Annotated in this window: 16 protein-coding genes, 1 tRNA gene and 3 pseudogenes; 10 read left to right on the top strand and 10 right to left on the bottom strand. The window is 62.6% G+C overall.

The window, feature by feature from the left end; all coding sequences use genetic code 11:
- Window positions 1–78: 78 nt before the first annotated feature.
- From ACMT1E_RS10645 to ACMT1E_RS10620, 6 genes and pseudogenes are all read right to left on the bottom strand, one after another.
- Window positions 79–264 (bottom strand): annotated as a pseudogene (locus ACMT1E_RS10645) (arsenical-resistance protein); the annotation flags it as partial.
- Window positions 265–330: 66 nt separating this feature from the next.
- Window positions 331–1,170, bottom strand: coding sequence for a copper resistance protein B (locus ACMT1E_RS10640; RefSeq protein WP_414900154.1), 840 nt, complete (start codon window positions 1,168–1,170; stop codon window positions 331–333).
- A gap of 440 nt (window positions 1,171–1,610) precedes the next feature.
- Entirely contained in the window at window positions 1,611–3,410 is a 1,800-nt protein-coding gene (locus ACMT1E_RS10635; RefSeq protein WP_414900153.1) for a copper resistance system multicopper oxidase, read from the bottom strand.
- Window positions 3,411–3,508: 98 nt separating this feature from the next.
- Window positions 3,509–4,090 carry an RNA polymerase sigma factor gene (locus tag ACMT1E_RS10630; protein WP_414900152.1) on the bottom strand — a complete coding sequence of 194 codons (582 nt, stop codon included), beginning with the start codon at window positions 4,088–4,090 and terminating at the stop codon, window positions 3,509–3,511.
- On the bottom strand, window positions 4,087–4,524 hold the full coding sequence (locus ACMT1E_RS10625; RefSeq protein WP_414900150.1) for a periplasmic heavy metal sensor: 438 nt from the start codon (window positions 4,522–4,524) through the stop codon (window positions 4,087–4,089). Before ACMT1E_RS10625 ends, ACMT1E_RS10630 begins: the two co-directional genes overlap by 4 nt.
- Window positions 4,524–4,784 (bottom strand): hypothetical protein, encoded by a 261-nt coding sequence (locus ACMT1E_RS10620; protein ID WP_414900149.1) that lies wholly within the window; start codon window positions 4,782–4,784, stop codon window positions 4,524–4,526. Before ACMT1E_RS10620 ends, ACMT1E_RS10625 begins: the two co-directional genes overlap by 1 nt.
- A gap of 118 nt (window positions 4,785–4,902) precedes the next feature.
- On the opposite strand from ACMT1E_RS10620, the gene copC reads away from it, so the two are divergent.
- The 3 genes from copC (at window position 4,903) to ACMT1E_RS10605 (ending at window position 7,301) form a co-directional block, all read left to right on the top strand.
- On the top strand, window positions 4,903–5,283 hold the full coding sequence (gene copC / locus ACMT1E_RS10615) for a copper homeostasis periplasmic binding protein CopC (RefSeq protein WP_414900148.1): 381 nt from the start codon (window positions 4,903–4,905) through the stop codon (window positions 5,281–5,283).
- A gap of 1 nt (window position 5,284) precedes the next feature.
- Window positions 5,285–6,280, top strand: a complete 996-nt coding sequence (gene copD / locus ACMT1E_RS10610) for a copper homeostasis membrane protein CopD (protein ID WP_414900147.1) — start codon at window positions 5,285–5,287, stop codon at window positions 6,278–6,280.
- A protein-coding gene (locus ACMT1E_RS10605; RefSeq protein ID WP_234716247.1) for an IS3 family transposase occupies window positions 6,184–7,301 on the top strand; the annotation gives its coding sequence in 2 pieces (ribosomal slippage) (window positions 6,184–6,388 and window positions 6,388–7,301; 1,119 coding nt in all). The genes copD and ACMT1E_RS10605 overlap by 97 nt, the downstream gene beginning before the upstream one ends.
- A 117-nt stretch (window positions 7,302–7,418) precedes the next feature.
- Here the strand turns inward: ACMT1E_RS10605 and ACMT1E_RS10600 are convergent.
- A complete protein-coding gene (locus tag ACMT1E_RS10600; RefSeq protein ID WP_414900146.1) occupies window positions 7,419–8,351 on the bottom strand; it encodes a 1-phosphofructokinase family hexose kinase in 933 nt (310 codons plus the stop codon).
- Between the two features lie 506 nt (window positions 8,352–8,857).
- Between ACMT1E_RS10600 and ACMT1E_RS10595 the strand changes: the two genes are divergently transcribed.
- From ACMT1E_RS10595 to ACMT1E_RS10575, 5 genes and pseudogenes are all read left to right on the top strand, one after another.
- A protein-coding gene (locus tag ACMT1E_RS10595) for an IS3-like element ISSpma1 family transposase (protein WP_145923348.1) occupies window positions 8,858–10,035 on the top strand; the annotation gives its coding sequence in 2 pieces (ribosomal slippage) (window positions 8,858–9,122 and window positions 9,122–10,035; 1,179 coding nt in all).
- 38 nt (window positions 10,036–10,073) lie between these two features.
- Window positions 10,074–10,445 (top strand): annotated as a pseudogene (locus ACMT1E_RS10590) (integrase core domain-containing protein); the annotation flags it as partial.
- A gap of 34 nt (window positions 10,446–10,479) precedes the next feature.
- Window positions 10,480–10,761, top strand: a pseudogene (locus tag ACMT1E_RS10585) (TrbI/VirB10 family protein); the annotation flags it as partial.
- A 6-nt stretch (window positions 10,762–10,767) separates the two neighbouring features.
- The gene (locus ACMT1E_RS10580) at window positions 10,768–10,986 is read left to right on the top strand and encodes a DUF2274 domain-containing protein (protein ID WP_414900145.1); all 219 of its coding nucleotides are present in this window, start codon (window positions 10,768–10,770) and stop codon (window positions 10,984–10,986) included.
- Window positions 10,983–11,237 (top strand): helix-turn-helix domain-containing protein, encoded by a 255-nt coding sequence (locus ACMT1E_RS10575; protein ID WP_414900144.1) that lies wholly within the window; start codon window positions 10,983–10,985, stop codon window positions 11,235–11,237. Before ACMT1E_RS10580 ends, ACMT1E_RS10575 begins: the two co-directional genes overlap by 4 nt.
- Window positions 11,238–11,316: 79 nt before the next feature.
- Here the strand turns inward: ACMT1E_RS10575 and ACMT1E_RS10570 are convergent, their stop codons facing one another.
- The 3 genes from ACMT1E_RS10570 to ACMT1E_RS10560 all read right to left on the bottom strand — a co-directional run bounded on the left by ACMT1E_RS10570 (window position 11,317) and on the right by ACMT1E_RS10560 (window position 14,233).
- Window positions 11,317–12,654, bottom strand: a complete 1,338-nt coding sequence (locus tag ACMT1E_RS10570; protein WP_414900143.1) for a tyrosine-type recombinase/integrase — start codon at window positions 12,652–12,654, stop codon at window positions 11,317–11,319.
- A 670-nt stretch (window positions 12,655–13,324) separates the two neighbouring features.
- Window positions 13,325–13,399: transfer RNA gene (locus ACMT1E_RS10565), tRNA-Thr, on the bottom strand.
- Between the two features lie 72 nt (window positions 13,400–13,471).
- Window positions 13,472–14,233 (bottom strand): class II aldolase/adducin family protein, encoded by a 762-nt coding sequence (locus ACMT1E_RS10560; protein ID WP_414900142.1) that lies wholly within the window; start codon window positions 14,231–14,233, stop codon window positions 13,472–13,474.
- A 229-nt stretch (window positions 14,234–14,462) separates the two neighbouring features.
- Between ACMT1E_RS10560 and rpsU the strand changes: the two genes are divergently transcribed.
- Window positions 14,463–14,669 (top strand): 30S ribosomal protein S21, encoded by a 207-nt coding sequence (gene rpsU / locus ACMT1E_RS10555; protein WP_055983274.1) that lies wholly within the window; start codon window positions 14,463–14,465, stop codon window positions 14,667–14,669.
- Between the two features lie 10 nt (window positions 14,670–14,679).
- Window positions 14,680–15,252 (top strand): FKBP-type peptidyl-prolyl cis-trans isomerase, encoded by a 573-nt coding sequence (locus ACMT1E_RS10550; protein ID WP_414900141.1) that lies wholly within the window; start codon window positions 14,680–14,682, stop codon window positions 15,250–15,252.

Raw genomic sequence — 15,252 nt, 5'->3', positions numbered from 1 at the left:
CGGAGATGCTGACAGCCAACGTGTTGTGTTGACGTGTGGGTGAGCAGCTGCTTCTGGCCGGTAGCGGACGGTCCGCGATCAGCTAAAAACCACCGAAGTCGGACGTTCGTACCAGTGGCGCGTTCGCTCGACGATCGCGCCCCCCGAAAGCATCACCGGCACCTCCACCAGCCACGCCGACAACAGTTGCTAAGCCTGCGCCGATTTGAGACCAAACAGGCCGTTGGCGGCGGCGAGCGCAAGCTCGAAGAAGCTGCTGGCGCCGAACGCCAATGACGATCGTGGATCCATTTATGGGCGGGGCGACGTGAAGGCGAAGCTTGTGCGACCCTAAAACCAGCTCCTCAGGCCGATAAGGAAGGACCAGCCGCCCGCGCTATCGCCGGCGCGGCGGGCGAAGTCGGCGGTGTCGCCAAACTTCCGCTCATACTCAACGCCGACATAAGGCGCGAATTCGGGCACGAATTCATAACGCAGACGCAGCCCCGCCTCGGCCGAGGTAAGTCCCGAGCCAAGACCGATGCTCGGCGCGTCCTGGGCGGACAGGTTGAACTCGACAGCCGGCTGAAGGATCAGCTTCTGCGTGATCCGCTGGTCATATTCCGCTTCGAAGCGCGCAGTGACATCGCCCTTGTCCGAGAGAAAAAACGCGCCGTCCACCTCGAACCAATAAGGCGCGAGACCTTCGATGCCGACCACGAGATGGGTGCGGTCCGGGTCGGGCCTGAAGTCGTGGCGGACGCCCACCTGCAGGTTGAACCAGGGATCGAGCGCCCTGCTGTAAAGGGCCTGAACCTCGGCCTGCTCAACCTTGTCGCCGAAGGCACCTTCGCCTTCGGTCTTCAGCCAAAGCTTGTCATAGTCACCGCCGTACCAGGCTTCCGCATCCCATTTGTAGCCGTCTCGGCCGTTTGTCGCGCGATATTCCAACTGGTCGATGAGCACTTTCGCGGTCGTGACCCCGCCATGTGCATCGATCAACTCCGTCTGCCGCTTGCGACTGAATAACTCCGGATTGAACACTGTTTCGGCCGCATTCTCGGGGCCCTTAAAGGCCTCAGGTGGAGGCGGAGCAACAGGCGGCGCGGCCTGTGCGTCCATCCCCGGCATGGCATGACCGGCATGCTGGTCGATCGCCCCGGCCTGGCCAGCCGGCGTGCAGTGTCCCATCGCCGCGTGCTCCGGCGGGCAGCTGGGGTCCGTCGCGACAGGCGCTGCCGGCGTCGCGTGACCAGTATGCGCGTTGGCGGGCTGGCCTTCTGGTTCCGTTTGGGGAGCAGGCCGAGTTGCGTCAGGAGCCGGCGTGCAGTGCCCCATAGCGGCGTGCTCTGGTGTGCAATTGGGATCGCCGGGGGCAGGCACCGCCGACATTGTATGCCCCGCATGCGAGCTCGGCGCGGGAGTTGGCGACGTGCTTGGCGCGGGCTGCCTGGCCGGCTGCGCAGTCTTCGCCGGCGTGCAATGGCCCATTGCAGCGTGCTCAGGTGGGCATAAAGGGCCATTGGCGGGCGCGGGCGGGTCCGCCGGTGGTACGGTGTGATCGGTATGCTGGGCAAGCGCGGTCGACGAGAAGATCAGCGCCGAGACTGTCGCGAGCAGGAGGGTCTGGGTCATTCCCCGTCCCCCCTCGTTCCGTCGTCCAGCGGCCGGATCTTGACCACGTTCATCATGCCGGCGTGCATGTGGAAAAGGAGGTGGCAGTGGAACGCCCAGTCGCCGGGCGCATCCGCCGTCAGGTCGAAGCTTACCTTCCCGCCGGGCATTACGTTCACCGTATGCTTGATCGGGTTCCCGCCCGGCATTCCGGTCACGACCTCGAAGAAATGGCCATGGATATGAATAGGGTGGCTCATCATGCTGTTGTTGATGAGATTGACGCGCGCTCGCTCATTGCGCGCGAAGCGGATCGGCTCGGCGCCTTCGTTGAGCTTCTTGCCGTCGAACGACCACATGAACCGTTCCATGTTGCCGGTCAGGTGTATGTCGACGCTGCGCGTGGGCGCGCGCTTGTCCCAGAACGGCGTGAGCGGCCTCAGGTCGTGATAAGTGAGCACTCGGTGCGGCTCATTCTCCAGCCCCAGCGGACGGTCGCCGGTGCGGTCGACTGGCATCGGCGCGATCGAGTCGACCCCCACCCCCACTTTGACGTTGGGCGGCACGAGCGATTTGTCGCGCATATTATGGCTCATCGACATGCCTTGGTCGGCGGACTGGCCCGTGGCCTGCGTCGATCCGTGATCCATTCCGGTCATCGTCTGGCCCGCCCCGGCACCATGACCCATCGCAGCGTGGTCCATGCCCCCCATGCCCATGTCCTTCATCGACAGCGTCGGGCGTTGGCGAAGCGGCGGTACGGGTGCTGACATGCCCATGCGCGGAGCGAGCGTCGCGCGCACCATGCCGGAGCGGTCGATCGATTCTGCGAGCAGCGTGAACGCCTTGTCTTCCGTCGGCGTGACGATTGCGTCATAGGTCTCGGCGACTGAGATCTGGAACTCGTCCGTCTCGACCGGACGGACATTCTGACCGTCCGCCTGGACGATCGTCATCGGCAATCCGGGAATGCGTACATTGAAGATCGTCATCGCCGAGGCGTTGATGAAGCGCAGCCGCACCCGCTCGCCCGGGCGAAACAGACCCGTCCAATTTTCCTCGGGTCCATGGCCGTTGACGAGGTAGGTGTAGGTGGAGCCCGTGACGTCGGAGATGTCAGTTGGGTCCATTCGCATCTTGCCCCACATCAGCCGCTCTTCCGCGCTCATCGAGCCGCTAAGCAGCGTCTGCTTCTGGCGGTTGAAGTAACCGCCCTGCTGCTTGAGCTTCGCGATAACGGTGTGCGGGTGGAGGAAGGTCCAGTCCGAGAGCACGATCACATGCTCGCGGTCATAGGCGACCGGATCGGCGCCCTTCGGATCGATGATGATCGGGCCATAATGGCCCTGCTGCTCCTGCAGCCCGGAATGGCTGTGGTACCAGTAGGTGCCATTTTGGACGACCGGGAATTCGTAGGTGAAGGTCGTCTTCGGCAGAATGCCGGGGAAGCTGATGCCGGGCACTCCGTCCATCTGGAACGGCAGGATGAAGCCATGCCAGTGGATAGACGTGTCCTCGTCCTCCAAGGCATTCTCGACATGGATGCGGACGTTCTGGCCCTCGCGCAGCCGAATCAGCGGCGCGGGCAGCACGCCATTCATCGTGATCGCGCGTCCCGTTCGGCCCCCAACCTTGAAGGGCATGTGCGCGACCTTCAGGTGGATATCCTCGCCAGACAGAATCGGTAAGGTCGGCGCGATGCCAGGACTTCCCGTCCGAGCCCAGGCAGGAAACATCGGGGCGAGCGCGAGCGCGCCGCCTGCTGCCGCTCCGCCCTTCAGTAGCGCGCGACGGTCGAAGAGAAGCTTGGCAGACATGGCAATCCGAGTTTGAGGGGGGTTCGGTGTGAATACGCGTCGGCTCGGGCGATCCCTCACGACGCGATATGGAGATGGGGTTTGACACTGTGTCAGGGTCAAGATGGGTGAAGGCGATCTCGCTCCAGGATTTCGGCAAGCCTCTTTCGAGCCCGATAGATGCGCACTTCGACACCTTTCTCAGAAATGCCAAGCGCGGCGGCCGCCTCGGCTTGCGACAGTCCTTCGATCGCCGTCAGGATTAATGGTTCCTTCAGGCTCTTTGGCAGGTTGGCGATTGCCGCTGAAACCTTGGCGAGTTCGCGCGCATCAGCTGTTTGCTCCTCGGGATCGGCTGCTGGATCCGGTACAGCATGCGCCTCATCGAGCGGCGCAGCGAAGGTGAAGAAGCGGCGGACGGCGCGCCTCCGCGACCAGTCGCGACATTTGTTGAGGGCAATGCGCAGCAGCCATGGGCGGAACGGTCGCGCAGGGTCGTAGCGGTCGAGCGCTGCAAACGCGGCGATGAACCCTTCCTGGGTGAGGTCCAGCGCGTCGTCCGGATCTCCGGCGTAGCTACGGGCCAGTCGGAACACCGCATCCCGGTGCCGCGCCATCAGCTCCCGATAGGCGGCTTGCCGGCCAGCGCGCGCCAGTCTCGCCAGTTCCGTATCGCTGAGCGCCTTGTCGCCGCCGCTCACGGCTTGGGGTCGGTCAACGCCTTGGTCACCGCTCTGTCGAACCTGGCCTTTTGGTCCGGGCGCAGCACGGCTCGCATCGCGAAGATGTGCTCAAGCGTGACCTTCTGCAAATCGCCCATCAACATGTGGGAGTGATCAATCGCGGCGGAGACTCTAGGCCCATAGCCTTGCTCCGCTGCAATAGCCTCGGCGAGCCTTGCGTTGTCAGAGCGCATGCCACGCTCCAGTGCCTTCCGACGAACGGCGAAATCCTGCTCAATCCTGTCAAGCCTTGCGTGCTGGTCGGCGGTCAAGTCCATCTGTCGATGGAGTAGCGCGTGAAGCTCTGTTTCCGACGGCTGCGGCGCCGGGAGCATGATCCGGCCAGCCGCAACACCGGCCAGAGCGGCGAGAAACGCAATGATGGCGACAAGAGCGATCCGGCTCTTGGTCATCAGCGGCCGCCCAGCAGCGTCGAGGGCGCGTAGGCGAGCGGAGCGAGGGCGGGCGATGTCGAAGCGGGCGCTTCCGAGAAGGTCGTTCCAGCAAGCCCAATGATCAGCGCGCCTCCAGCCGCGAGTGCCATCGAACGCAGCCCGATTGCGTCGCGGGTCCGCGCATCCAAGACACCGGCCATGACGGCATCGTCGATCATGTTTAGTCTGGGGTCGGTCGGCGCCGTGCGCAATCCGGCCAGAGCCTTGTCGATATCCATAGCTTTCATCCTTGCCAGCCCGCTGAATTCAATACGCGCCAAACCGATATTCCCCTCATGTGAGGGGTTTGGCGTCGACGCCCGTAATGTAGGTAACGCTCCCTAGAAGGATCTCATGATGATGCGTAAATTGACAATCCTCTCGGCGCTGATTGCTGCCGGAATCGCTCTGCCCGCGCAGGCGCACACCAAGCTGGTCGCCTCGACGCCGGCGGCGAATGCAACGGTTGGCAACCCTTCGAAGATCGTGCTGACTTTCAACGAGAAGGTGCTGCCCCAGTTCGCCGGCGCTGCAGTCGTCATGATCGGTATGCCGGGCATGGCTAAGCACGCGCCGATGAAGATTTCGGGGGTTACGTCCGCGATCACCAAGGACGGCAAGTCAATGACCCTGACAATGCAGCGTCCGCTCCCGACCGGTACCTATCAGGTCGAATGGCATGCGGCGGGCGCGGACACGCACCGGATGGAAGGCAAGTTCAGCTTCGCTGTAAAATAAGATGTTCGACACGCCGATGGCTGTCCTGAGATTCGCACTCTACGCGGACCTCGCCGTGGTCTTCGGCGTGCCCCTGTTCTGGCTGTACGGCCTCCGAGCGCCGGAACGGAGGCACCTGGCCGTGCCGCTCTGGCCCTGGGCGGCCGGAACGGCGCTGCTTGGCGCGATACTTAGCGCTGTCGGCGTTGCGATGCTCGCCTCATCAATGGCCGGTGTGTCGGTGGCCGATGTTGATCGGGCGAGCATCGACGCCATTCTCTGGCAAACGAGCATCGGCACGGCTGCAATCGTGCGCGTCTGCGCTTTAATCGCGGTCGTCTTGATGACGCCGCTGATAGTTCGATTTCCCGAATTGGGGCTAGGCGCAGTCTCAATCAGCGGAGCGATTGCGCTGGGGTCGCTCGCATGGACCGGCCATGGCGCGATGGACGAAGGTGCGACCGGATTGATCCATCTAGTTGCGGACATTGTGCACCTGCTAGCGGCCGGAGCATGGATCGGGGCCATCCTGGGATTGGCGCTACTTCTGTTCCGGCGACGCAACCTGTTCGACGACGCCCATCTCCTCCTGTCTCATCGCGCGCTCGACGGATTCGCCGTGACCGGTACGACCGTAGTCACGCTTCTTGTGCTGACCGGACTCGTCAACAGCTGGATCCTGGTTGGGCCGGACCGGGTCTGGGCATTGGCGACATCGCTCTATGGCCAGCTGCTGATCGTGAAGCTGGTCGTGTTCGCAGCGATGATTGGGCTCGCGGCGGCAAACCGCTTCCGCCTTGATCTGCCCCCCGCTGAGTGGCCCAGAGACTATGATAGTCTGGACCATGAAAGGGACATTGAATGCCGAGCAAGAAGCACAAGCCGGAAGAGATCATCGGCAAGCTGCGTGAAGTTGAGATTGTGCTGGCGCAGGGAGCGAGCACGGCTGAAGCCTGCCGCCGGATCGCGGTCAGCGAGCAGACCTATTATCGGTGGCGCAAGGAGTATGGCGGCCTGAAGACCGACCAGGCGCGGCGGATGAAGGATCTGGAGAAGGAGAACCAGCGGCTGCGCCGGGCGATCTCGGACCTGACCCTGGACAAGCTGATCTTGCAGGAGGCTGCACGGGGAAACTTCTGAGCCCCGCGCGGCGGCGGCGCTGCATCGATCAGGTACGACGGGATCTGCCAGTGCGGGTATCCGAGCGACGGATATGCCGGGTGCTGGGTCAGCATCGATCGACGCAGCGCAAGATGCCGCGCGGGGCGGATGACGAACAGGCACTGACCGAGGACATCATTGCATTGGCGAAGCAATATGGTCGTTACGGCTACCGCCGGGTCACGGCGTTGCTGTGCCATGCGGGATGGACGGTGAACCATAAACGTGTCGAGCGGATATGGCGGCGTGAAGGACTGAAAGTCCCGCAGCGCCAGCCAAAGCGCGGGCGTCTATGGCTCAATGACGGATCGTGCATCCGGCTACGCCCCGAATATCCGGGGCATGTCTGGGCCTACGATTTCGTCGAGGGGCGGACGCATGACGGTCGCAAGTTCCGCATCCTCACGATCATCGACGAGGCCAGCAGGGAATGCCTGGCGCTCATCGTTGCACGGCAGCTCAAGCATGAGGATGTTCTGGCGGCCCTGGCCGACCTGTTCATCTCGCGTGGGCCGCCAGCGCATATACGATCCGATAATGGTAGCGAGTTTATCGCGACCGCCGTCCAGAAATGGCTGGGGCAGATCGGCGTAAAGACCCTCTACATCGCGCCGGGATCACCATGGGAAAATGGCTATAACGAAAGCTTCAACGGGTCGCTTCGCGACGAACTGCTCAATGGCGAGATCTTCTACAGCCTCGCCGAGGCCAGGGTGCTGATCGAGGCATGGCGGCGGCATTACAACACCGTCCGCCCGCATAGCAGCCTGGGCTACCGGCCACCGGCACCGGAAACGGCGACACCGCCATATCCGGCCTCCGGTTCCGCTTCGCTCCACCTCCGTCCGGATATGGCGGCGATGAGCTTAATGCACTAACAAACCAATCGGTCCACTCGGTGGGGGCAGACCAAATTCGTGCGTAAGCACTGAGGCAGTAAAGACGGTGCCCTCACTGCCCCGGAAGTTGGAGGGATATACCGGTCTTCGCAACACTCACGGTATTTGCGACGTCTGCTGGTATAGGTGTTCGATATCACTTGGCCTGGCGAGATCGTGGCCTGGGCTCATTACGGCGGCAGCACCAGCGGCAATGCCGAAACGAAATGCTTCGCCCATCTCCCAGCCAATCGAGATCGCAAAGAGCATGGCGGACAGAAAGCTGTCGCCGGCACCAACCGCGCTTTTCGCCTCGATGGTGACAGCGGGCAGGAATAGTGGCCCGGCAGCGCTGGCAAGGATCGCGCCTTCATGGCCCATGGTCACGGCGACATGGGCGGCTCGTCCGGATTGAACGATTTCGAGTGCCGCACGGGTGATCTCGTCGGTATTACCGAGCTTGAGTTCGGTCAATTGCCGTAACTCGCCGATGCTGGGCTTCACAAGAAAAACGCCGCCTTCATCGAGCCCGCCCTTGAGTCCGGGCCCTGAACTGTCGAGGATAACGGGAATATTGCGCTGGCGCATCAGCGCTACGATCTGACCGTAGAAATCGTCGGGAATGCCGGGCGGCAGCGACCCGCTCAACACCATGAAATTACACTGCGCGGTTTCAAGTTGGTCAAGGCAAGCCTGCCACTCGGCGGGCTGGATGGTCGGCCCCGGTGGAACGAAGCGATATTCTTTGCCGCTTTCGAGTTCGAGCACGGCGGATGCGACGCGGGTATGGCCCGCGATATAGATGCGATTGTGGACGAGCTGATGGAGGTCGAGCAGACCGTCGAGAGCCTCGCCTGTGGCACCGCCCGCCATATAATAGCTTCGGGCATTGCCGCCGAGACGAACAAAGACCCGGGCGACGTTGATACCACCGCCGCCTGGGTTGTAGAATTCGGATTTGGTTCGCATCTTGCGCGTGTGGAACATGCGATCGATTTCATAGGCGACGTCGATCGTCGGGTTCAGGGTTAGGGTGGCAATTTTCGTCATCCCGCCATTTGAGCGGGCTGGATGTATTCCAGTCTATCCGCAATATTCCCAATTCGTTCCGGCGGTGAGGCATGCCAAGGCAGGCGCCGCCATCGTGCAGATGCTTGGCGTCGTTCAGCCCTCATCACACTGGTCTCTCTATCCGTGATTGCTTGCGTTCTGGAACTGTCTGGGCTTCTCGATCGCGCTAATGCAGCAGACGCGAGGATCCGCGAACGAGGAGATGCCAGGGGGATCTGGCTGCTACCCTCCAATACCACGGTAGCAGTGCTGATGTTTTTCCGTTTTGATGAACGATCCAGCAGGTGCATGTCGGTGTTCGCTAAGGAGAATCTCTCATAGCGGGAGCATAGCGCGTTACTAAGGTGCCACGGATCAGGACCCGGCCAATTTGGAGCATATGCAGTGACGAATAACGAGCCTAGGATCACCTTTCACGGCGCTGATCTGCCCCCCGCTGAGTGGCCCAGAGACTATGATAGTCTGGACCATGAAAGGGACATTGAATGCCGAGCAAGAAGCACAAGCCGGAAGAGATCATCGGCAAGCTGCGTGAAGTTGAGATTGTGCTGGCGCAGGGAGCGAGCACGGCTGAAGCCTGCCGCCGGATCGCGGTCAGCGAGCAGACCTATTATCGGTGGCGCAAGGAGTATGGCGGCCTGAAGACCGACCAGGCGCGGCGGATGAAGGATCTGGAGAAGGAGAACCAGCGGCTGCGCCGGGCGATCTCGGACCTGACCCTGGACAAGCTGATCTTGCAGGAGGCTGCACGGGGAAACTTCTGAGCCCCGCGCGGCGGCGGCGCTGCATCGATCAGGTACGACGGGATCTGCCAGTGCGGGTATCCGAGCGACGGATATGCCGGGTGCTGGGTCAGCATCGATCGACGCAGCGCAAGATGCCGCGCGGGGCGGATGACGAACAGGCACTGACCGAGGACATCATTGCATTGGCGAAGCAATATGGTCGTTACGGCTACCGCCGGGTCACGGCGTTGCTGTGCCATGCGGGATGGACGGTGAACCATAAACGTGTCGAGCGGATATGGCGGCGTGAAGGACTGAAAGTCCCGCAGCGCCAGCCAAAGCGCGGGCGTCTATGGCTCAATGACGGATCGTGCATCCGGCTACGCCCCGAATATCCGGGGCATGTCTGGGCCTACGATTTCGTCGAGGGGCGGACGCATGACGGTCGCAAGTTCCGCATCCTCACGATCATCGACGAGGCCAGCAGGGAATGCCTGGCGCTCATCGTTGCACGGCAGCTCAAGCATGAGGATGTTCTGGCGGCCCTGGCCGACCTGTTCATCTCGCGTGGGCCGCCAGCGCATATACGATCCGATAATGGTAGCGAGTTTATCGCGACCGCCGTCCAGAAATGGCTGGGGCAGATCGGCGTAAAGACCCTCTACATCGCGCCGGGATCACCATGGGAAAATGGCTATAACGAAAGCTTCAACGGGTCGCTTCGCGACGAACTGCTCAATGGCGAGATCTTCTACAGCCTCGCCGAGGCCAGGGTGCTGATCGAGGCATGGCGGCGGCATTACAACACCGTCCGCCCGCATAGCAGCCTGGGCTACCGGCCACCGGCACCGGAAACGGCGACACCGCCATATCCGGCCTCCGGTTCCGCTTCGCTCCACCTCCGTCCGGATATGGCGGCGATGAGCTTAATGCACTAACAAACCAATCGGTCCACTCGGTGGGGGCAGACCACTCGCGTGGGCCGCCAGCGCATATACGATCCGATAATGGTAGCGAGTTTATCGCGACCGCCGTCCAGAAATGGCTGGGGCAGATCGGCGTAAAGACCCTCTACATCGCGCCGGGATCACCATGGGAAAATGGCTATAACGAAAGCTTCAACGGGTCGCTTCGCGACGAACTGCTCAATGGCGAGATCTTCTACAGCCTCGCCGAGGCCAGGGTGCTGATCGAGGCATGGCGGCGGCATTACAACACCGTCCGCCCGCATAGCAGCCTGGGCTACCGGCCACCGGCACCGGAAACGGCGACACCGCCATATCCGGCCTCCGGTTCCGCTTCGCTCCACCTCCGTCCGGATATGGCGGCGATGAGCTTAATGCACTAACAAACCAATCGGTCCACTCGGTGGGGGCAGACCAGGCTATGCGGGCCTTGCCGACAAGGTCGATTTCCATAGCTGGACGCTCCTCAAGGGCGTCGCGATCTCGACATTGCTTGGCGTCGGCGCGGACCTGACTTTCTCGGGCGAGAGCGACCTCGTCCAGGCAATCCGCGAATCCACGCAGCAGAACGTGTCGCGCGCCGGCGACCAGATTACGTCCCGCAACCTCAATATCCAGCCGACCATCACGGTCCGCCCCGGCACTCCGGTTCGCCTGGTTGTCCATCGCGATCTGATCTTGGCACCTTGGAAGGAGTAGGAGACCATGGCGGAACTCAAGCTTGCGCGCCTACCGGACCGGACGCCGGTCAAGCTCAGCATCAGCATCATGCCGGACCTGCATCAGGCTCTGATCGATTACGCTGCGCTCTACGCCGAAACCTATGGCATCCAGGAGCAGGTTTCTGATCTGATTCCGGCGATGCTGGCCGGCTTCATCGAAAGCGATCGAGGATTTTTGCGTACCCGCGGGCGGTCGTCATGACCGCGTCGCGATCGCATCACGGAGACGAGCCGGAAGTCCCTCGACTTGGACGCCCAGGCTCGCACACTGATATCCCTTTCGAGCCGATCAGCGTGAGGATACGCACGGCGGTCCAACTGACCGGCATCAGTCGGTCGAGAATCTACGAACTGATCGAAACTGGCGATATCGCGACCGTGAAGATCGGTCGTTCGACCTTCATCCTCTTCAAGAGCTTGAAGCGACTGCTGGAAGGAGAAGGAAGCGATTAATTGAACGCATCTTCATTCCGCCGATAAAATCGGGACGACGGCTTTCGCAGCAAGCTCCTCGAGCCTGCCCGGCCGCCCGTCATTCGGCAGCCTCAAGCATCCACTCGTCCTCCTCGCCAGCTTGCCCACAAGGGACGATCGGTATGATCGCTTGGGCAGCGAGTTCCTCAAGCCCCTCGGTGATCCACCGTCCGTAATGGCGTTCGATCATCGTCACGCTGGTATCGTGGAGAGCGGCAACCAGTCGAATGGGCAGATTAGTGCGGATAGCCCTGACGATCGAAGAGTGGCGAAGAGCGTACGGGATTTTTCCGGGAACGCCCGCTTTCGCACAGGCGGCACGCCAGGGGCGGAGCATCTCGGACGGCGTGTACCAGGGCCCGCGACTGACTCGCTGCCATTGGGTTGGGCTGATCTGGATATGGCGCCACCGGCATAGCAGGGGCTCGGTTGGGTCGCGGCCGTCGATGACCGGCTTTAGGGCAGCAAGGATGTCCGGGCCGACGCGCACCGCGATGTATCGTGTCGCCTTGGGTTTGCCCTTGCGGCTCGCGGGCATCATGATCCGGGCGAATTCAGGCTGCACGTCCTCGACGCGAAGGCGCCGCACTTGGGCGAAGCGTGCGCCAGTGGATGCCATGACCAGGATTAGGCGTCCGAAATCGCCGTCGACGTCCTGCTCTATCGCCGCCTGCACGACCGCTCTGACCTGCTCGTCCGTCAGCATCTGGGCCTGGGATGATTTTGGTTCGGCCGGAATCTCCTGAGATGGTGTCTTGAGACCAACCCGCACCGTCTCGGCGAAATCGGCTGGGAGTTTCTTTCGGTTCTCGAGATAGTAGGCGTTGAGGGCCGCCTTGAGATCGCTGGAGAGGCGTTGCGTCGTCGTGTGCGCCAACTTGGGGTTCAGGCGTTTGCGCCACGCCCGGAGCGCTGCGTCGGTTAGTTCGTGCAGAGCCAGGTCGGCGATCGGATCATCGAGGATGTAGCGTCCGAGCCGACGCGACGCATCGGACCGGATGGGACGCTGCTCCCTGGCCCGGTCCCTGGCGTCGCGCATCGCGATATACTGCTCGACCGGGATGCGAAGAGTGGGCGCCGCTCCGCCGCTGACGCCCCGAACCGCTCGTCGATAGTTGCTGACATGCTCCCGTGCTCGCTTGGCGGCCGCCTCGAAGCTGAGCGCCCCCTCGCAGATGGCATCATCCGCTGTGCCGAGCGTGGCTTGGCGATATTTTTGCTGGCCACCGTACCATCTGACGAGCCAGCGGCCGCCCCTGACTCCCTTCCGATAGCCAAGATGAACGTCCGGGTCGATGGCGCGCCAGTGAGTGCCACGCGAGAGTTTGTCTCTCGCGTTTCGCGTGGTAAGAGGTGACTCGTTAAGTGTCTTTGCCACCGCCGTCAAAACCGTCAAATATACGTCAAATATGCATACCTGTATCGTCCTGGAATGCGGTGGAAGTATATTAAGCAAATACAGGGATTTCAAGCACGTGCATGGACGATCATGGACGGAAATACTTCAAATAATTTGACTTTCACGGCTGAAACACGGGTTCGATTCCCGTAGGGGTCACCAGTTGCCAAGCCCGTGGTGGGCGCACGATTCTAGCCGGTTTCTCCGCCGCTATCGCTTGCGACACGGATTCGCGTCTTGTCGCCCAATGACATTACGAGCCGCTAAATCCGATAGATTTGGGTTTCGGTCCCCGCTTTTGGGCCTGAGGGATAAGCGCGATGCGCGCTTCCATGTCCTCCAGCCATTGCGGCGAGCCGACAGGGACCGATGCTCTTGGTCGGGCGCAGTGCGGCATAGGTGAGGGCTTCGTCGAACGCCCGGTCCATCGCCACCGAATAGAACCGCCCCGCCACCAATGCCCCTTGGTGCGCATACGGGCATTCGGCTTCGCCCGTGCGCTGGCAGCGCCTTCCAAGGCGGTCGGTGGGACTTGCGCCAGGATAGGCTCGCTGGGCGGGGCGCTGCATTTCGGTTCGAACGCAGGGCGGCCGCCATGCCGCGGAACCGCGCCGTTCGCGGCGGCCCGCAGGGCGGGGTCAGGAAATTCTCGAAGCCTGTATGAAAATGGTGCTGCCGGTGAGGATTGAACTCACGACCTCAGCCTTACCAAGGATGCGCTCTACCACTGAGCTACGGCAGCACGGTCGACCGAATGAGGCGCGCCTATGAGGGGCGGGCGGCGTGCTGTCAAGGCGCGGCGACGCCGGCCGGTTCAGTCGCGCCAGCTACGGTCGATGCGATCGACGAGGCGGACCATCGCGGCGAAATCGGGCACGCCGGGTCCGCCGGGTATCTGCACCTTCGACAGATCGCGCTGGTGGACGGCGACGACGTCCGCCGGCACCTCGATCGGCGTGCCCATCGACGCGGTGGCCAGCTGAATCTCGCAGGCGCGCTGCAACGCCCAGTGTTTCAGGAACGCTTCCGGCAGGGTCTTGCCCATTACGACGATGCCGTGGTTCCGCAGGAACATCACCCGCTTGTCGCCCAGATGGGCCACCAGCCGCTCGCCTTCCTCGGCGCGCACGGTGATCCCCTCGAAATCATGGTAGGCGATCTGGCCGGCGAAGTTGCAGGCGTAGAAATTGGTCGGCCGCAGCCCGCCCTCGACCGCGCTCACCGCCATGCCGGCGGTGGTGTGGGTGTGCATGATGCAATGCGCGTCGGGCAGATGGCGGTGGAACACGCTGTGCTGGGTGAAACCGGCCAGGTTCACCGGATGCGGGTTGTCGTCCAGCTTGTTGCCGTCGATGTCGATCTTGACCAGGTTGGACGCGGTGACTTCGCTGAAATGCAGGCCGTAGGGGTTGATCAGGAACGCGTCCGGCTCGTCGTCCAGCCGCAGAGTGATGTGGTTGTAGATCATCTCGTCCCAACCGAGCATCGCGAACACGCGGTAGCAGGCGGCAAGCTGCTGCCGGGCCTGGCGCTCGCCGTCGCTCACTCGCGAATTGCGCCTGATCGCGGTTGCCATTGCTTCTCTCCTTGCTCGGTCGTCGCGTGGTGCGGCGCCGGTTGCGTTTCGCTACCTGTATCGCATGGCGATGATCGCGGGCGCAATGCGCTTGAAAATCAGCGGCCGCGCTGGTAGGGCGCCAGCCTTCTGGGGCGGAAGCGATTCCGCGCCGACCCTTTTCTTTGCGCCCGCGGTCCGTCCGATCAGCCGGAAGGGCGTTGGAAATTGATTGGAGATCGACAGGTTTATGCAGATCATCGTTCGCGACAATAATGTCGACCAGGCCCTGCGCGCGCTGAAGAAGAAGCTGCAGCGCGAGGGCGTGTATCGCGAGATGAAGCTGCGTCGTCACTACGAGAAGCCGTCGGAGAAGCGCGCCCGCGAACGCGCCGCCGCCATCCGCCGCGCCCGTAAGCTGGAGCGCAAGCGCGCCGAGCGCGACGGCGCCCGCTGAGGCCGCCGCCATGTCGAACACCGCCGTTCCGCTGCAGCCGGTGCAGAAGGGCACGCTGACCCGCCTGTGCATCGGCCTGGCGCTGGTCGCCGCCGCCGGTGCCGCCATCGCCTGGTCCGGGACCGGCGCGGTCGTGGCCCAGGCCGGGACCAACGCCGATTTCCTGAGCTGGAACAAGAAGCAGTCGGGCGTGGTCGAAACCGCGAGCGGCCTGCAGTATCAGGTCGTCAAGGCGGGGGAGGGCGACAGCCCGACCGATGCCGACGTGGCGCTGATCAACTATGTCGGCACGCTGCGCGACGGCAAGCAGTTCGACAAGGGCGAGCGTACCCCCTTCCCGGTGACCGGCGTCGTCCCCGGCTTCACCGAAGCGCTGAAGCTGATGCAGAAGGGCGGCAAGTACCGCATCTGGCTGAAGCCGGAACTGGCCTATGGCGACAAGGTGCCGCCGGGCGGCCCGATCCCCGCCGACGCGCTGCTGACCTTCGACGTCGAACTGATCGACTTCATCCCGATGGCGGTGCTCCAGCAGATGCAGATGCAGCAGCAGATGCAGATGCCCGGTGGTCCGGGCGGGCAGTAG

This window comes from Sphingomonas flavalba, assembly GCF_047553045.1.
Classification (GTDB): Bacteria; Pseudomonadota; Alphaproteobacteria; order Sphingomonadales; family Sphingomonadaceae; genus Sphingomonas_L; species Sphingomonas_L flavalba_A.
The sequence above is the reverse complement of the archived record's forward strand: the minus strand, read 5'-3'. Positions and strand labels throughout refer to the sequence as shown.

Excerpts from the sequence above, each read along its gene's own strand:
- ACMT1E_RS10640 (WP_414900154.1), bottom strand. The coding sequence starts at position 1,170 with ATGGGACACTGCACGCCGGCTGGCCAGGCCGGGGCGATCGACCAGCAT.
- ACMT1E_RS10635 (WP_414900153.1), bottom strand. The coding sequence starts at position 3,410 with ATGTCTGCCAAGCTTCTCTTCGACCGTCGCGCGCTACTGAAGGGCGGA.
- ACMT1E_RS10625 (WP_414900150.1), bottom strand. The coding sequence starts at position 4,524 with ATGACCAAGAGCCGGATCGCTCTTGTCGCCATCATTGCGTTTCTCGCC.
- ACMT1E_RS10620 (WP_414900149.1), bottom strand. The coding sequence starts at position 4,784 with ATGGATATCGACAAGGCTCTGGCCGGATTGCGCACGGCGCCGACCGAC.
- copC (WP_414900148.1), top strand. The coding sequence starts at position 4,903 with ATGATGCGTAAATTGACAATCCTCTCGGCGCTGATTGCTGCCGGAATC.
- copD (WP_414900147.1), top strand. The coding sequence starts at position 5,285 with ATGTTCGACACGCCGATGGCTGTCCTGAGATTCGCACTCTACGCGGAC.
- ACMT1E_RS10600 (WP_414900146.1), bottom strand. The coding sequence starts at position 8,351 with ATGACGAAAATTGCCACCCTAACCCTGAACCCGACGATCGACGTCGCC.
- ACMT1E_RS10580 (WP_414900145.1), top strand. The coding sequence starts at position 10,768 with ATGGCGGAACTCAAGCTTGCGCGCCTACCGGACCGGACGCCGGTCAAG.
- ACMT1E_RS10575 (WP_414900144.1), top strand. The coding sequence starts at position 10,983 with ATGACCGCGTCGCGATCGCATCACGGAGACGAGCCGGAAGTCCCTCGA.
- ACMT1E_RS10560 (WP_414900142.1), bottom strand. The coding sequence starts at position 14,233 with ATGGCAACCGCGATCAGGCGCAATTCGCGAGTGAGCGACGGCGAGCGC.
- rpsU (WP_055983274.1), top strand. The coding sequence starts at position 14,463 with ATGCAGATCATCGTTCGCGACAATAATGTCGACCAGGCCCTGCGCGCG.
- ACMT1E_RS10550 (WP_414900141.1), top strand. The coding sequence starts at position 14,680 with ATGTCGAACACCGCCGTTCCGCTGCAGCCGGTGCAGAAGGGCACGCTG.